This window comes from Shinella fusca (assembly GCF_014203155.1).
Taxonomy (GTDB): domain Bacteria; phylum Pseudomonadota; class Alphaproteobacteria; order Rhizobiales; family Rhizobiaceae; genus Shinella; species Shinella fusca.
Map to the genome: position 1 here is coordinate 1 of NZ_JACHIK010000027.1, position 15228 is coordinate 15228.

General features: G+C 68.8%; 14 protein-coding genes. All 14 read left to right on the forward strand.

From position 1 onward, the window contains the following. Positions 1-235 precede the first annotated feature (235 nt). The 14 genes from HNQ66_RS22455 (at position 236) to HNQ66_RS22520 (ending at position 15149) form a co-directional block, all read left to right on the forward strand. Positions 236-871, forward strand: coding sequence for a DUF2460 domain-containing protein (locus tag HNQ66_RS22455; RefSeq protein WP_184146977.1), 636 nt, complete (start codon positions 236-238; stop codon positions 869-871). Then, positions 868-1752: a DUF2163 domain-containing protein gene (locus tag HNQ66_RS22460; protein ID WP_184146978.1), complete on the forward strand. Its 885-nt coding sequence runs from the start codon at positions 868-870 to the stop codon at positions 1750-1752. The genes HNQ66_RS22455 and HNQ66_RS22460 overlap by 4 nt, the downstream gene beginning before the upstream one ends. Beyond that, positions 1745-2197: an NlpC/P60 family protein gene (locus HNQ66_RS22465; protein ID WP_184146980.1), complete on the forward strand. Its 453-nt coding sequence runs from the start codon at positions 1745-1747 to the stop codon at positions 2195-2197. Before HNQ66_RS22460 ends, HNQ66_RS22465 begins: the two co-directional genes overlap by 8 nt. 3 nt (positions 2198-2200) lie before the next feature. Beyond that, positions 2201-6040, forward strand: a complete 3840-nt coding sequence (locus HNQ66_RS22470) for a baseplate multidomain protein megatron (RefSeq protein ID WP_184146982.1) — start codon at positions 2201-2203, stop codon at positions 6038-6040. Positions 6041-6053: 13 nt separating this feature from the next. Then, positions 6054-6260, forward strand: a complete 207-nt coding sequence (locus tag HNQ66_RS22475) for a hypothetical protein (protein ID WP_184146984.1) — start codon at positions 6054-6056, stop codon at positions 6258-6260. A 171-nt stretch (positions 6261-6431) separates the two neighbouring features. Beyond that, entirely contained in the window at positions 6432-6683 is a 252-nt protein-coding gene (locus tag HNQ66_RS22480; RefSeq protein WP_184146986.1) for a hypothetical protein, read from the forward strand. 43 nt (positions 6684-6726) lie between these two features. Continuing rightward, positions 6727-7398, forward strand: coding sequence for a response regulator transcription factor (locus HNQ66_RS22485; protein ID WP_184146988.1), 672 nt, complete (start codon positions 6727-6729; stop codon positions 7396-7398). Further along, positions 7388-8806, forward strand: a complete 1419-nt coding sequence (locus HNQ66_RS22490) for an ATP-binding protein (protein WP_184146991.1) — start codon at positions 7388-7390, stop codon at positions 8804-8806. Before HNQ66_RS22485 ends, HNQ66_RS22490 begins: the two co-directional genes overlap by 11 nt. A gap of 108 nt (positions 8807-8914) precedes the next feature. Next, positions 8915-9349, forward strand: coding sequence for a hypothetical protein (locus HNQ66_RS22495; protein WP_184146993.1), 435 nt, complete (start codon positions 8915-8917; stop codon positions 9347-9349). A 93-nt stretch (positions 9350-9442) separates the two neighbouring features. Then, positions 9443-10579 carry a c-type cytochrome biogenesis protein CcmI gene (ccmI, locus tag HNQ66_RS22500; protein WP_184146995.1) on the forward strand — a complete coding sequence of 379 codons (1137 nt, stop codon included), beginning with the start codon at positions 9443-9445 and terminating at the stop codon, positions 10577-10579. After that, positions 10576-11025 carry a cytochrome c maturation protein CcmE gene (gene ccmE / locus HNQ66_RS22505; protein WP_184146997.1) on the forward strand — a complete coding sequence of 150 codons (450 nt, stop codon included), beginning with the start codon at positions 10576-10578 and terminating at the stop codon, positions 11023-11025. Before ccmI ends, ccmE begins: the two co-directional genes overlap by 4 nt. Further along, a complete protein-coding gene (locus HNQ66_RS22510; protein ID WP_184146999.1) occupies positions 11022-13007 on the forward strand; it encodes a heme lyase CcmF/NrfE family subunit in 1986 nt (661 codons plus the stop codon). Before ccmE ends, HNQ66_RS22510 begins: the two co-directional genes overlap by 4 nt. After that, positions 13004-13465, forward strand: a complete 462-nt coding sequence (locus HNQ66_RS22515) for a cytochrome c-type biogenesis protein (RefSeq protein WP_184147001.1) — start codon at positions 13004-13006, stop codon at positions 13463-13465. The genes HNQ66_RS22510 and HNQ66_RS22515 overlap by 4 nt, the downstream gene beginning before the upstream one ends. A 118-nt stretch (positions 13466-13583) precedes the next feature. Continuing rightward, positions 13584-15149: a Do family serine endopeptidase gene (locus HNQ66_RS22520; protein ID WP_184147003.1), complete on the forward strand. Its 1566-nt coding sequence runs from the start codon at positions 13584-13586 to the stop codon at positions 15147-15149. The last annotated feature ends 79 nt before the right edge of the window (positions 15150-15228 follow it).

Consider the following 15228-nt stretch of genomic DNA (forward strand, 5'->3'; position numbering starts at 1 on the left):
CTCACCATCCTCAACGCAATCATCCGCGACGGTAAACCATGGAAAAACGCTTGACCACAAAGACAGTCGCTCTCCCCGCAAGCGGGGCGAAGGGGCAGGCTGCGCGGGTTTCCTGCATCACCAGCGACCATCGTTCGGGAAGGCCTTGCCTTCTCCTCCTTCTCCCCGCTTGCGGGGAGAAGGTCCCGGCAGGGGGATGAGGGGCGGGGGCGGCATATTTTTACGGAGACATCGGATGGCAGGATTTCATGAGGTGCGGTTTCCGCTGCGCGTCGCGCTTGGCACCAGCGGGGGGCCGGTGCGGCGGACGGATATCGTCAGTCTTTCCAACGGGCGGGAGAACCGCAACCGCCGCTGGCAGGATGCCCGGCGGCGCTACGATGCGGGCTCGGGCGTGCGCTCGCTCGACGATCTCTATGCCGTGCTCGCCTTCTTCGAGGCGCGGGCGGGGCAGTTCTTCGGGTTCCGCTTCCGCGATCCGGTGGACCATAAATCGTGCGCGCCCGGCACGGCGGTTTCCGCGACCGACCAGCTTCTCGGCAACGGCGACGGCGAGACGGCGGCCTTCCGGCTCGTCAAGCGCTATGCGGATGCGGGCGGGGAGACGGTGCGGCTGATCGAAAAGCCGGTGGCCGGCAGCGTCGTCGTCTCGGTGGCGGGGAGCCTCGTGCCGGCGGCGGATTATACCGTCGATGCGGCGACGGGGACCGTCACCTTCGTGGCGGGCAAGGTTCCGGCTTCGGGCGCGGTGCGGGCCGGCTTCGAATTCGACGTGCCGGTGCGCTTCGACACGGACCGCATCGATATCGACCTTGCCCAGTTCGATGCGGGGCGCATCCCGTCCATTCCGCTGGTGGAGGTGCGGCCATGAGGACGATCCCGGAAGGGCTCCAGGCCCATCTCGACGGCGAGGCGACGACGCTCTGCCATTGCTGGAAGGTGACGCGGCGCGACGGCGTGGCGATGGGGTTTACCGACCACGACCGCGACCTTGCCTTCGACGGCCTCGCCTTCCTTGCGGCGAGCGGTTTTTCCGCGAGCGAGAGCGAGGACGGCAACGGGCTTTCGGCGGAGGGCGGCGATCTTTCCGGCGGCTTTTCCGCCGAGGCGATCCGCGCCGAGGATCTTTCGGCCGGGCGCTACGACGGGGCGAAGGTCGAGGTCTATACGGTCAACTGGCAGGATCCGGCCGAGCGGCTCCTGCTGCGCACGGCCGAGCTTGGCGAGGTGCGGCGCGAGGGCGGACAGTTCCGCGCCGAGTTGCGGCGGCTGACGCACCGGCTCGACCAGGTGCGCGGGCGCATCTACGGGCGCCAGTGCGATGCCGTGCTGGGGGACGGGCGCTGCCGGGTGAACCTCGCCGCCTTCCGCGCCACGGCGACGGTGACGGCGGTGCGGGACGACATGCATCTTTCGGTGAGCGGGCTTTCCGGCTTTGCCGAGCGCTTTTTCCGCTATGGCGTGATCGCCTTTTCGAGCGGCGCGGCGGCGGGGCTTTCGGCCGATATCGAGGACCATCGCAGGGCGGACGGGGCGGACGAACTGGCGCTGTGGCTGCCGATGGCCGCGGGGATTGCCGCCGGCGACACGCTGGAGGTGACGGCGGGCTGCGACAAGCGCTTCTCCACCTGTCGCTCGAAGTTCGCCAACGGACTGAATTTCCAAGGGTTTCCGCACATGCCGGGTAGCGATTTCAGCTACGGCTATGCCGACGGGGAGACCGTGCACGACGGGAGGCCGCTTTATGGGTGAGGGGCCGCGGACAACGACCGGCGAACGCGTCCTTGCCGTCGCGCGCAGCTTCATCGGCACGCCGTACCGGCATCAGGCCTCGCTGAAGGGCGTCGGCTGCGATTGCCTGGGGCTGGTGCGCGGTGTGTGGCGGGAGCTTTACGGGGCGGAGCCGGAGGTGCCGGCGCCCTATGCGGCGGACTGGGCGGAGCGGGCAGGCGAGGAGCGGCTGCTTGAGGCTGCCCTGCGCCACTGCGGGCCGGCGCTGGCGGTCGCGGAAATGCGGCCGGGCGATCTTCTGATCTTCCGCTGGCGGGAGGATGTCGCGGCCAAGCACGCCGGCATCGCCGCGCCGGACGGGCGTTTCATCCATGCCTACGAGCAGGCGGCGGTAATCGAATCGCCGCTCGTGCCCTGCTGGCGCCGGCGCATCGCCGGCGTCTTCCGTTTTCCGGAGCTTTCCTGATCCATGGCGACACTTCTCTTCCAGGCTGCGGGCGCTGCGCTCGGCGGCGTGTTCGGTCCCGTCGGCGCGATCGTCGGCCGGGCCGTCGGGGCGCTTGCCGGCTCCATCGTCGACCGCTCGCTGATCAGCGGCACGCAGACGATCTCCGGGGCGCGGCTGACCGACGGGCGCGTGCCGGGCGCCGAGGAGGGCACGGCGATAAGCCGCGTCTACGGCACGGCGCGGGTCGGCGGCACGCTGATCTGGGCGACGCGCTTCGAGGAGGAGGTGACCGTCGAGCGGCGCGGCGGCAAGGGGCGGGGCCCGCGCGTGGAGACCTACCGCTACTATGCCAATGTCGCGGTCGGGGTCTGCGACGGGCCCATCGCCTCGATCCGGCGGGTGTGGGCGGACGGGCGCGAGATGGACCTTACCGCCGTCGAGATGCGCATCTACCGCGGCACGCGCACGCAGGCGCCCGATCCGCTGATCGAGGCCAAGCAGGGGGCGGGAAGGACACCGGCCTATCGCGGGCTTGCCTATGTCGTCTTCGAGCACCTGCCGCTCGACACCTACGGCAACCGCATCCCCGTGCTGCAGTTCGAGGTGGTGCGGCCGGTCGGCACGCTGGAAGGCGCCATCCGCGCCGTCACCGTCATTCCGGGCTCCAGCGAGCACGGCTACGATCCGCGGCTGGTCACGGAACGGCTCGGCTCGGGCTCGGCGCGCAACACCAACCGCAACATGCTGGTGGCGGCGACCGACTGGCAGGCCTCGATCGGCGAACTGCAGCGCCTCTGCCCCAATCTCGAACGCGTCGGGCTCGTCGTCGGCTGGTTCGGCACGGACCTTCGGGCCGGCGCCTGCCGCGTCCTGCCGGGCGTGGAGACCGCCGCGCGCGGCGTCGAGAGCCGGCCGTGGCGCGTCTCGGGCATCGCGCGCGGCGGCGCCCATGTGGTGAGCCGCAGCAACGGCAAGCCCGCCTATGGCGGCACGCCTTCCGACGACAGCGTGATCGCGGCCATCAGGAACCTCAAGGCCCGCGGCATCGAGGTCTATCTCTATCCCTTCCTGCTGATGGACGTGCCGGCGGGCAACGGCCTGCCCGACCCCTATGGCGGCACGCGGCAGGCGGCCTATCCCTGGCGCGGGCGCATCACCTGCCATCCGGCAAGCGCCGACGGGACGAGCGCGGCGCGCACGCAGGTCCAGGCTTTCCTCGGCAGCGCGCAGAGGAGCCAGTTCACCGTTTCCGGCGAGACCGTCAACGGGCCCTCGGGCGACAACGGGTTCCGCCGGCTGATCCTGCATTATGCGCTGCTCGCCGAGGCGGCCGGCGGGGTCGACGGCTTCCTCATCGGCTCGGAGATGCGCGGGCTGACGTGGCTGCGCGACGGGGCGGGGACGTTTCCCTTCGTCGACGGGCTCGTCACGCTCGCGGCCGATGTAAGGGCGATCCTCAGGCCCGGCACGAAGATCACCTATGCGGCGGACTGGAGCGAGTATTTCGGCTTCCAGCCGGCGGACGGCAGCGGCGAGGTGCGCTACCATCTCGACCCGCTCTGGGCCTCCTCCGCCATCTCGGCCGTCGGCATCGACAACTACATGCCGCTCTCCGACTGGCAGGACGACGATATCGTCTCCGGCAATCCGGACGGCTTCCGCCATCCGGAGGACGCGGCGGCGATGCGCGGCCTCATTACGGGCGGGGAGGGCTTCGACTGGTACTATGCGAGCGCGGCCGACCGGCAGGCGCGCATCCGCACGCCGATTGCCGACGGGGCGGCGGGAAAGCCCTGGGTGTTCCGCTACAAGGACCTTCGGAACTGGTGGACGAAGCCGCATTACGAGCGGGCGCCGGGCGGGGCGGAGCTTTCCGCGCCGACCGCCTGGGTGCCGCGCTCCAAGCCGATCTGGTTCACCGAGCTCGGCTGCCCGGCGGTCGACAAGGGCGCGAACCAGCCGAACGTCTTCGTCGACCCGAAGAGCGCGGAGAATGCGCTGCCCTATCATTCCGGCGGGGCGCGCAGCGACGGCGTGCAGCGGCGCTTCCTCGACGCCCATCATGCCTGGTGGCAGGGCGACGGGCCGGAGCCGGGCATGGTCGATCCCGGCCGCATCTTCCTGTGGACCTGGGACGCGCGGCCCTATCCGGCCTTCCCGGAGAATGCCGGCCTCTGGGCGGACGGCGGCAACTGGCAGCGCGGGCACTGGCTGACCGGCCGGCTCGGCGCGGGCACGGCGGCGGACGTCATCGCCGCCATCCTCACCGACCACGGTTTCACCGATTTCGACGTCTCGGGCGTTGCCGGCGACCTGCCGGGCTTCGTGCAGGCCGAACAGGCCTCGGCGCGCGGGCTGATCGAGCCGATCATGCAGGCCTTCCAGATCGACGCGCTGGAGGCGGACGGCAGGATCCACTTCCGCTCGCGGTTGAAATCGGCGCTGCCGCCGGCAACGCTCGACGTGCTCGCCGAGCGGCCGGACGAGACGCTCTTCGAGGAGACCCGCGCGCATATCAGCGATCTTGCCGGCGAAGCGATCCTCGATCATTTCGACGATACGGACGCCTATGCGCATGTGACCGCCCGCTCGCGCCGCATGGCCGGCGACACGGACCGGGTGCTGCGCCTTTCGCTTCCGGCGGTGCTGCATGCGGGGGCCGCGGCGGCGAGCGTCGAGACGGCGCTGCGCGACAACCGTTCCGGCCAGCGGCGTGTCACCTTCCGCCTGCCGCCGACCGCGCTTTCCTTCACACCCGGCGACGTGGTGCGCCTGAAGGACGGGCCGGCGGGGCGCTTCCTCATCACGCAGATCACGGACGGGCTGATGCGCGAGGTGGAGGCGCGCGCCATCGCGGCGGGCGACAGCGGCGCGCCGGCCCCGGACGGCGAGGAAAAGCAGCCGGTCAACGGGGCGGGGCCGGGCGATGCCTTCGCGCCGGAGGTCGTCTTCCTCGACCTGCCGGTGCTGGGCTCGGGCGGCCCGCAGGATTTTGCGCGCGTCGCGGCCTATGCACAGCCCTGGCGCGCCATGGTCGTCTCCAGTTCGGACAGCAGCGAGGGGTATCGCGTGCGCACCCGGCTCGACCGGCCGGCGCGCATCGGCACGCTTGCGGAAGCGCTGGAGCCGGGCGTCGTCGCGCGCTTCGACGTGAACCGGCCGCTGGTAATCGACCTTCCGGCCGGCGGGCTCGCCTCGGTCGACACGCTGGCGGTGCTGAACGGGGCGAACCGCATCGCGGTCCTTGCCGCAAACGGCGCCTTCGAGATCGTCGGCTTCCGGGAGGCGAGCGAGATCGCGCCGGGGCGCTGGCGGCTTTCCGACCTGCTGCGCGCGCTTTGCGGCACGGAGGATGCGATGGCCGCGGGGCATGCCGTCGGCGAGACGGCGGTGCTGCTCGACGATGCCGTGCGCCCGCTGGGGCTCGACGTGGAGGAGGTGGGACGGCAATCCAACTGGCTCGTCGACGCCATCGGAACGCCGCCGGGGCAGGCCGGTCCCTTCGCCTTTGCCGGCGGGGAGCGGGCGCTGACGCCGCTCTCGCCGGTGCATCTGCGCGCCCGGCGCGGGGCGGGCGGGGCGATCCTCCTCACATGGATCCGCCGCGGCCGGATCGATTCGGACAGCTGGCTCGCCACGGAGATCCCGCTCGACGAGCCGAACGAAGCCTACCGCCTGGAAATCCTCTCGGGCGCGACGGCGGTGCGCACGGTCGAGACCGCCGCGCCCTCCCATCTCTATGCGGCCGCCGAGGAGCTTGCCGATTTCGGCGCGCCGCAGACGAGCCTTGCCATCCGCGTGCGCCAGCTCGGCCGGGCGATCCCGCTCGGCCTGCCGGCGCAGGCCATTCTCCCGCTCTAGGAAAGGAAAGCCGATGACCGACATGAAAGCCTGGTATCAGTCCCGCACCGTCTGGGGCGCCCTCATCGCCATCCTCGCTTCGCTCGCCAAGGTGGCGGGCTTCGAGATGTCCGCGGGCGATGAGGGCGACCTTGCCGACCTCATCGTCGCGGCGGTGGGCACCGTCGGCGGCCTCGTCGCCCTTTTCGGGCGGATTTCGGCGCGCCACCGGGTGATGTGAGGGCCGCATCCTTGAATCGGACTGTGCGGAGGGCCTCGTAATCCCCTGAATTCAATGCACGATCCGGCCGCCGGCTGCCTTCTTCGGGCGGCCGGCGGCCGCATTCATTTGCCATTCAGCGTGGATCGTTTATTGCTTGCATCATAGTGATCCGCACCTGAAAGTATGTTCATGGCCTCGCCACTTCTCATATCCGCGCTTGCGGCCAGCCTGATGCTTCCGGCCCCCATGGAGATGGGCGCTGCGCGGAGCGTCGTGCGCGTTGGCGGCGATTGCAGCAATGCGGCGCAGCGTGTGGTGGCGCAGACCGGCGGCGAGCTTCTTTCCGCCAAGCCGGACGGCGATAGCTGCGTGGTGACCGTGCTGGTGCCCGGCAACGGCAATGCGCGGCCGCGCAAGGTGACCGTTCGCGTACCGATGTAAGGCCGCAGGGCAAGGCGTGTAACAGGGGATAGGAAGAGGGCGAATGCGCATTCTGGTGGTCGAGGACGACGTCAACCTGAACCGTCAGCTCAGCGAGGCCCTGAAGGAAGCCGGCTACGTGGTGGACCAGGCCCTCGATGGCGAGGAAGGTCACTATCTCGGCGACACCGAGCCCTATGACGCCATCATCCTCGATATCGGCCTTCCGGAAATGGACGGCATCACCGTTCTCGAAAAATGGCGCGCCGACGGCAAGGGCATGCCCGTGCTGATCCTGACGGCGCGCGACCGCTGGAGCGACAAGGTGGCCGGCATCGACGCCGGGGCCGACGACTATGTGGCAAAGCCCTTCCATGTCGAGGAGGTGCTGGCGCGCATAAGGGCGCTCATCCGCCGGGCGGCCGGCCATGCGAGCCCCGACATCGTCTGCGGGCCGGTGCGGCTCGACACCAAGGGCTCCAAGGCGACCGTCAACGGCGAGACGCTGAAGCTCACCTCCCACGAATATCGCCTTCTCTCCTATCTCATGCACCACATGGGCGAGGTGGTCTCGCGCACCGAGCTGGTCGAGCACATGTACGACCAGGATTTCGACCGCGATTCCAACACCATCGAGGTCTTCGTCGGGCGCCTGCGCAAGAAGATCGGCGTCGACCTGATCGAGACCGTGCGCGGCCTCGGCTACCGGATGCAAGCGCCGGCCAATGGAAAATAAGGCCAGGCGCTCCCGCTCGCTCACCTTCCGCGTCCTCTTCCTCGCCTCCCTCTGGGCCGCGGTGGCGCTCGTCGTCATCGCCGTCGTCATCTCGACGCTCTACCGGCAGAGCGCGGAGAAGAGTTTCCGCGATCTTTTGCGCGCGCAGCTCTACAACGTCATCAACTCGGTTTCGGCGGGCGAAAACACCCGGCTTGCCGGCACGCCGCAGCTCGGGGACCTGCGCTTCTTCCAGCCGCAATCGGGCTGGTACTGGATCGTCGAGCCCATCGGCGGGGCGCTGGAGGGCGAGGCGCTGACCTCCTCCTCGCTCGGCAGCGGCAGCATTCCCATTCCCGACACGGACAGCATTCCCTTCGACACGCGCTACGAGCGCTTCTACACGACCGTCGATTCCTTCGGCAACGAGGTGGAGGTCGGCGAGACGGAAGTGGTGCTCGACGACGAGGGCCGCACGGCGCGCTTCCGCGTCGTCGGCAACCGGGACGTGCTGGAGGCGGACATCAAGGACTTTTCCGGCAGCCTCTATCTCGCGCTCGCCGGCTTCGGCTTCGGCAGCCTGCTGCTCAACGCGGCGGCGATCCTCATCGGCCTCAAGCCGCTCGACCGGGCGCGCAAGGCGCTGGAGAAGATCCGGGCGGGGGAGAGCGAACAGCTCGACGGCGATTTCCCGAGGGAAATCCTGCCTTTGGCGAGCGAAGTGAATGCATTGATCGACAGCAACCGCCGCATCGTCGAGCGCGCGCGCATGCAGGTCGGCAACCTTGCCCATTCGCTGAAGACGCCGATCGCCGTGCTGCTCAACGAATCGCGCCTCATATCCGCCCCGCAGGGCGAGCTCGTGAAGACGCAGGCCGAGGCGATGCAGAGCCAGGTGCAATCCTACCTCAACCGCGCGCGCATCGCCGCCCAGCGCGAATCCGTGCTTGCCCGCACCGAGACGCAGCCGGTGCTGGAGCGGCTGGTGCGGGTGATGCGGCGGCTGAACGCCGACAAGCAGTTTCCGCTGAGCGTCGATCCGCCCGGGCTGGTGCTGGCGATGGAGCAGCAGGATATCGAGGAGACCGTCGGCAACCTCCTCGAAAACGCCGCCCGCCATGCCCGCACGACCGTCACGACCCGCGCCTTCGCCGCGCCCGCCGACACGCGCGGCAGCGACGATGCGCGCAAGGGCTGGATCGTCATCGAGGTGGAGGACGACGGGCCGGGCCTTGAGCCGGAGGAGATCGGCGAGGCGATGAAGCGGGGCAAGCGGCTCGACGAGAGCAAGCCCGGCACGGGCCTCGGCCTTTCCATCGTCAGCGAGATCGCCTCCGAATACCAGGGGACCTTCGGGCTTTCCCGGGGGGCCGGCGGCGGGCTGATGGCGCGCCTCGTCCTGCCCGCCGTCACAAAGGATGTTGCCTGAGGCGGCGGACAATGCAAAAAGGATAAGGCCCGCGGGAATGAGGACCGCGGGATGACGGAACCACGGCGCGGCCTGTCCGCCCCGGCATGAGAGAGACGGTCCCAGCGGATGAAGACGGGTTTGCGCGGCGCCTTTTTCCCCCTCCTTCTGGCAGTTTCGGTTTCGGGATGCGCAACGACGTCGGGCAGCGGCCCGGCGGGCGGTGGCGGCCTTCTTTCCAGGAAGCCCGAGGGGCCGGCGGTCTATATCACGGCCTTGCAGGGCGGGCTCGTCAGCCGCAATGCGGCCGCCCAGCTTTCCAAGGCGGATACGCAGCGCGCGCTCGAAGCGGAGTACCGCGCGCTGGAGGCAGCCCCCGGCGGCCAGCCCGTCACCTGGCAGGGCAGCGGCGTCAGCGGCTCGGTCGTGGCGGCGGCGCCCTACCAGGTCGGTTCGCAGAACTGCCGGCAGTACAGCCATACGCTGACCGTCTCCGGCCGCGAGACGACGACGCGCGGGGCGGCCTGCCGCAATGCGGACGGTGCGTGGACGCCGCTTTCCTGACAATCGCGGGCCGTTGCGGCGAAACGCCTCAATTTTGCGTCATTGTTCCCTTGGGAATTGGAAACGTCCTGCGCTTCCAGTATTTGAACGGTCATGCTGTTCTGGATTCTCGTCGCCTTCCTGACGGCGGCCGTCGCCGCCATCCTGCTTCTTCCTCTTCTGCGGCGCCCCGGGGCGGCGGCGGACGACACCGGCCATGACGTCGAGGTCTACCGCGACCAGCTCGAGGAGCTGAAGCGCGACGAGGCGACCGGGCTCATCGCCGCCGGCGAGGCCGAGCTTGCCCGCGCGGAGGTCGCGCGCCGGCTGATCACGGCGACGAAGGCGGAGAAAAGCCGCCGCGACGCGCCGGCACGGCGCAACCGGCTGGCGCAGGCCTTCATCATCGTCGCGCTGCCGGCCATCGGCCTCTGTCTCTATCTCGCGACCGGCCAGCCGGGCCTTCCGGCCCAGCCGCTCGCCGAGCGCCTCGCCCATCCGGGCAGCGATATCAGCATCCTCGTTGCGAAGGCCGAGAACCATCTGGCGGCCAATCCCGACGACGGGGAGGGCTGGGACCTTCTCGCGCCGATCTACTATCGCAGCGGGCGGATGGAGGATTCGGCGAACGCCTTCCAGCAGGCGATCCGCCTTCTCGGCCCGACCACCGACCGGCTCGACGGCTATGCGGAAGCGCTGATCGCGCTCTCGAACGGTATCGTGACGACGGATGCGCGCGCCCGGCTGGAGGAATCGCTGAAGCTGAAGCCGGACAATCCACGCGCCCGCTACTATCTCGCGCTTGCGCTGGAGCAGGAGGGCAAGCGCCCCGAAGCGCGCGCCGCCTTCGAGGCGCTGGTGAAGGATTCGCCGAAGGACGCCGCCTGGCTGCCGCTCGTCGAGACCCATATCGCGGCGCTCGACGGAAAGGCCGGCACGCAGACGGACGGCGCGCCCGGCAACCCGACCGCCGACGACGTGGCGGCGGCCGAGGACATGTCGGCCGGCGACCGCCAGCAGATGATCGCCGGCATGGTCGAGGGGCTTGCGGCGAAGCTTGAGGAAAATCCCGACAATTTCGAGGGATGGATGCGCGTCATCCGTTCCTATGTTGTGTTAAATCAAAAACCGAAGGCGCAGGCGGCGCTAAGGACGGCGCTGAAAACCTTCCCGGCGGACAGCGAAAACGGAAAACAGCTCCTGGCGCTCGCCCGGGACCTGTCGATTTCGGCCGAGGGTAGCGGACAATGACACGCAAGCAGAAACGTCTGGCGGTTATCGGCGGCGGCGTCGCTTTCCTCGTGGCGGCGGTGCTGCTCGTCATGTTCGCCTTCAGCCAGTCGATCGCCTATTTCTATGTGCCGGGCGACCTCGCCAAGGCCAATGTCGCGCCCGGAACGCGCATCCGCCTCGGCGGGCTCGTGGAGAACGGCACGGTCAGGCGCGGCGAAGGCTCGACCATCACCTTCACGGTGACCGATACGCTGGCGACGGTGCCGGTGACCTATACGGGCATCCTGCCGGACCTCTTCCGCGAGGGGCAGGGCGTGGTGGCCGAGGGCGCCTTCGGCACGGACGGGCTTTTCGTCGCCGACACGGTACTCGCCAAGCATGACGAGACCTATATGCCCAAGGACGTGGCCGACCGCCTCAAGGCGCAGGGCGTCGAACTTTCCGGCAAGGAAACGATCAAATGATCATCGAGCTCGGACATTATGCCCTCGTTCTGGCGCTGGCGACGGTGATCGTCCAGTTCGTGCTGCCGGTGATCGGCACGGCGCGCGGCGACCGCGCGCTGATGGCCGTGGCGCCCGCCGCGGCGCTTGCCGGCTTCTTCCTCGTGCTCTTCTCCTTCTCCGTGCTGACCTTCGCCTATGTCGTCTCCGACTTCTCGGTCGCGAATGTCTGGGAGAACTCGCATTCGCTGAAGCCGCTGATCTACAAGATCTCGGGCGTGTGGGGGAACCACGAGGGCTCGATGATGCTGTGGCTGCTCATCCTGTCCTTCTTCAGCGCGCTGGTCGCGACCTTCGGCGCCAACCTGCCGGAACGGCTGCGCGCCAACGTGCTGGCGGTGCAGGGCCTCATCTCCGTCGCCTTCGCGCTCTTCATCCTGCTCACCTCCAATCCGTTCCTGCGCCTTGCACCGGCTCCGGCCGAGGGGCGGGACCTCAATCCGGTGCTGCAGGACATCGGCCTCGCCATCCACCCGCCGCTCCTCTATCTCGGCTATGTCGGCTTCTCCGTCTGTTTCTCCTTCGCCATCGCCGCGCTGATCGACGGGCGCATCGATGCCGCCTGGGCGCGCTGGGTCAGGCCCTGGGCGCTCGCCGCCTGGAGCTTCCTGACCGCCGGCATCGCCATGGGCTCCTACTGGGCCTATTACGAGCTCGGCTGGGGCGGCTGGTGGTTCTGGGATCCGGTGGAGAACGCCTCGTTCATTCCGTGGCTTGCCGGCACGGCGCTCCTCCACTCCGCGCTCGTCATGGAAAAGCGCGAGGCGCTGAAGATCTGGACCGTGCTGCTGGCGATCCTCACCTTCTCCATGTCGCTGCTCGGCACCTTCCTCGTGCGCTCCGGCGTGCTGACCTCGGTGCATGCCTTCGCGACGGACCCGACGCGCGGCGTCTTCATCCTCGGCATCCTCGTCTTCTTCATCGGCGGGGCGCTCTCGCTCTTCGCCTTCCGGGCCGCGACGCTGAAGGCCGGCGGTCTCTTCGCGCCGATCTCGCGCGAGGGCGCGCTCGTCCTCAACAACCTGATCCTGACGACCGCGGCGGCGACCGTGCTGACCGGCACGCTCTATCCGCTGGTGCTGGAAGCGCTGACGGGAGAAAAAATCTCCGTCGGACCGCCCTTCTTCAACCTCACCTTCGGCGGGCTCATTCTGCCGCTTTTGCTCGCGGTGCCGTTCGGCCCGCTGCTCGCCTGGAAGCGCGGCGACGTGTTCGCGGCCGGCCAGCGGCTCTTCGCGGCCGCCGGCGTCGGCCTCGTGCTGGCGGCCGTCGTCCTCTACATCCACAGCGGCGGGCCGGTGCTCGCCTATTTCGGCCTCGCCATCGGCTTCTACATGATCGCCGGCGCGGTGACGGACCTGTGGCTTCGCGCCGGGATCGGCAAGGTCAAGGGCAATGTCGCCTTCCGCCGGCTCATCGGCCTGCCGGGCTCGGCCTTCGGCACGACACTCGCCCATATCGGCATCGGCGTGACGGTGATCGGCATCGTCGCCGCGACGGCCTTCCAGACGGAACATGTCGTGGAGATGAAGCCTGGCATGCAGGTGGAATCGGGCGGCTATACGCTCGTCTTCGAAGGCATGCGGCAGGGGCAGGGGCCGAACTACACGGAAGAATCCGGCCACTTCAACGTCATGCGCGGCGGCGTCACCGTCACCGACATCTGGTCGTCGAAGCGCCTCTACATGGCGCGGCGCATGCCGACGACGGAGGCCGGCATCCGCACCTTCGGCCTCAGCCAGCTCTATGTCTCGCTCGGCGACGCGATGGCCGACGGCGGCATGGTCGTGCGCGTCTGGTGGAAGCCGATGATCCTGTGCATCTGGATCGGCGCGCTGATCATGATGGCGGGGGGGGCGGTCTCGCTCCTCGACCGGCGGCTGCGCGTCGGCGCGCCGCAGAAGGCGCGCAAGGTCAAGCCCGTGCTGGAGGCGGCCGAATGATGCGCCGCCTCGTCCTTGCCGCCGTCTTCCTCCTCTCTGCGCTCCCCTCCGCCTTCGCCGTCAATCCGGACGAGGTGCTGGCCGACCCGGCGCTGGAGGCGCGTGCACGGGCGCTTTCGGCCGAGCTTCGCTGCATGGTCTGCCAGAACCAGTCCATCGATGACTCGAACGCCGACCTTGCCCGCGACCTTCGCCTTCTCGTGCGCGAGCGGCTGAAGAACGGCGACAGCGACGAGGCGGTGATCGACTATGTCGTCTCGCGCTACGGCGAGTTCGTGCTTTTGAAGCCGCGTCTTCGCGGCGAGACGCTGCTTTTATGGGGCGCGCCGGTCGTGCTGGCGTTCGCCGGGGCGACGGCCATGCTGCTCTTCGCCCGCCGGCGCGGCGGCAAGCCGACCGGAACGCCGCTTTCCGAGACGGAAAAGGCCGAGCTGGAACGCGCCCTGCGCGGCGACTAGGTTTTTCCCAACATTACGAAAAATTCATGCCGCGGATAGTGCACCGTAATGTGTCCCGGCCTATCTCTTTTCCATCGGCTGCCGAACGCAGCCACGAGACAAGAGAAAAGGTGCAAGAATGTCAAAGATCTCCGCATTCCGTCCGGGCCTCAAGACCGCGCTGAAGACCTCCACGGTCGCCGGCCTTGCGGCCGTCATGCTGGCCACCGGCATTCCCGCGCGCATCAGCCAGAGTTTCGCCGATCCCGTTTCCGTCCAGGCTCCGCAGGTCGCGAGCTTCGCCGATGTCGTGCAGGCCGTTTCCCCCGCCGTCGTTTCCGTCCGCGTCCAGTCCGACGTGAAGCCGGCCAACGACGAGAGCAATTTCTCCTTCAACTTCGGCGGCCGCGGCTTCGACGAGCTTCCCGACGACCACCCGCTGAAGCGCTTCTTCCGTGAATTCGGCGGCCAGGACGATCCGCACGGCGACCGCGGCCCGGATCGCCGCTTCGGCGATCGCCGCGGGCCCGGCCACAAGCCGCATCTGCGCCCGACCGCGCAGGGCTCCGGCTTCTTCATCTCCGAGGACGGCTACATCGTCACCAACAACCACGTCGTCAAGGACGGCGCGGCCTTCACCGTCGTCATGAATGACGGCACCGAGCTCGACGCCAAGCTCGTCGGCAAGGATACCCGCACGGACCTCGCGGTCCTGAAGGTCGACGAGAAGGACAAGCGCAAGTTCACCTATGTGAGCTTTGCCGACGACAGCCAGATCCGCGTCGGCGACTGGGTCGTGGCCGTCGGCAACCCGTTCGGCCTCGGCGGCACGGTGACGGCCGGCATCATCTCGGCCCGCGGCCGCGACATCGGCTCCGGCCCCTATGACGACTACCTCCAGGTGGACGCCGCCGTGAACCGCGGCAATTCGGGCGGCCCGACCTTCAACCTCAACGGCCAGGTCGTCGGCATCAACACCGCGATCTTCTCGCCGTCGGGCGGCAATGTCGGCATCGCCTTCGCCATCCCCGCATCCGTCGCCAAGGGCGTCGTCGCCGACCTGATGAAGGACGGCAAGGTGGATCGCGGCTGGCTCGGCGTGCAGATCCAGCCGGTGAGCCGCGACATCGCCGACTCGCTCGGCCTTGCGGATGCCGCTGGTGCCCTCGTCGTCGAGCCTCAGGCCGATTCTCCCGGCGCCAAGGCCGGCATCAAGAAGGGCGACGTGATCACGGCGCTCGACGGCGAGCCGGTCAAGGACCCGCGTGACCTTGCCCGCCGCGTCGCCGACATCGCCCCCGGCACGAAGGTCGACGTCACGCTGTGGCGCGACGGCAAGTCCCAGAACGTCCCGGTCGAGATCGGCACGCTTGCCGGCGAGCAGATCCAGGCTTCGACGAGCACCGACGAGGCTGCACCTGCCGAGGAGAACAGCGAACAGGCGCTCGCCGACCTCGGCATCTCGGTGACGCCCGGCGACGACGGCCTGACGGTCTCCTCCGTCGATCCGGACTCCGACGCCAGCGACCGCGGCCTCAAGGAAGGCGACCGCATCACCTCAGTCAACAACCAGGCCGTCAAGTCGGCCGACGACGTGATGAAGGTGATCGAGGGCGCCCGCAAGGACGGACGCTCCAAGGCGCTGTTCCAGATCGAGACCAAGGACGGCAGCCGCTTCCTGGCGCTGCCGATCGACCAGGGCTGATCGGTTCGATGACTGCGTGCGGCGCCGCGGGACCGGAAGGTTTCGCGGCGTTGCCGTATCAGGCCTGCCCCTCATCCCC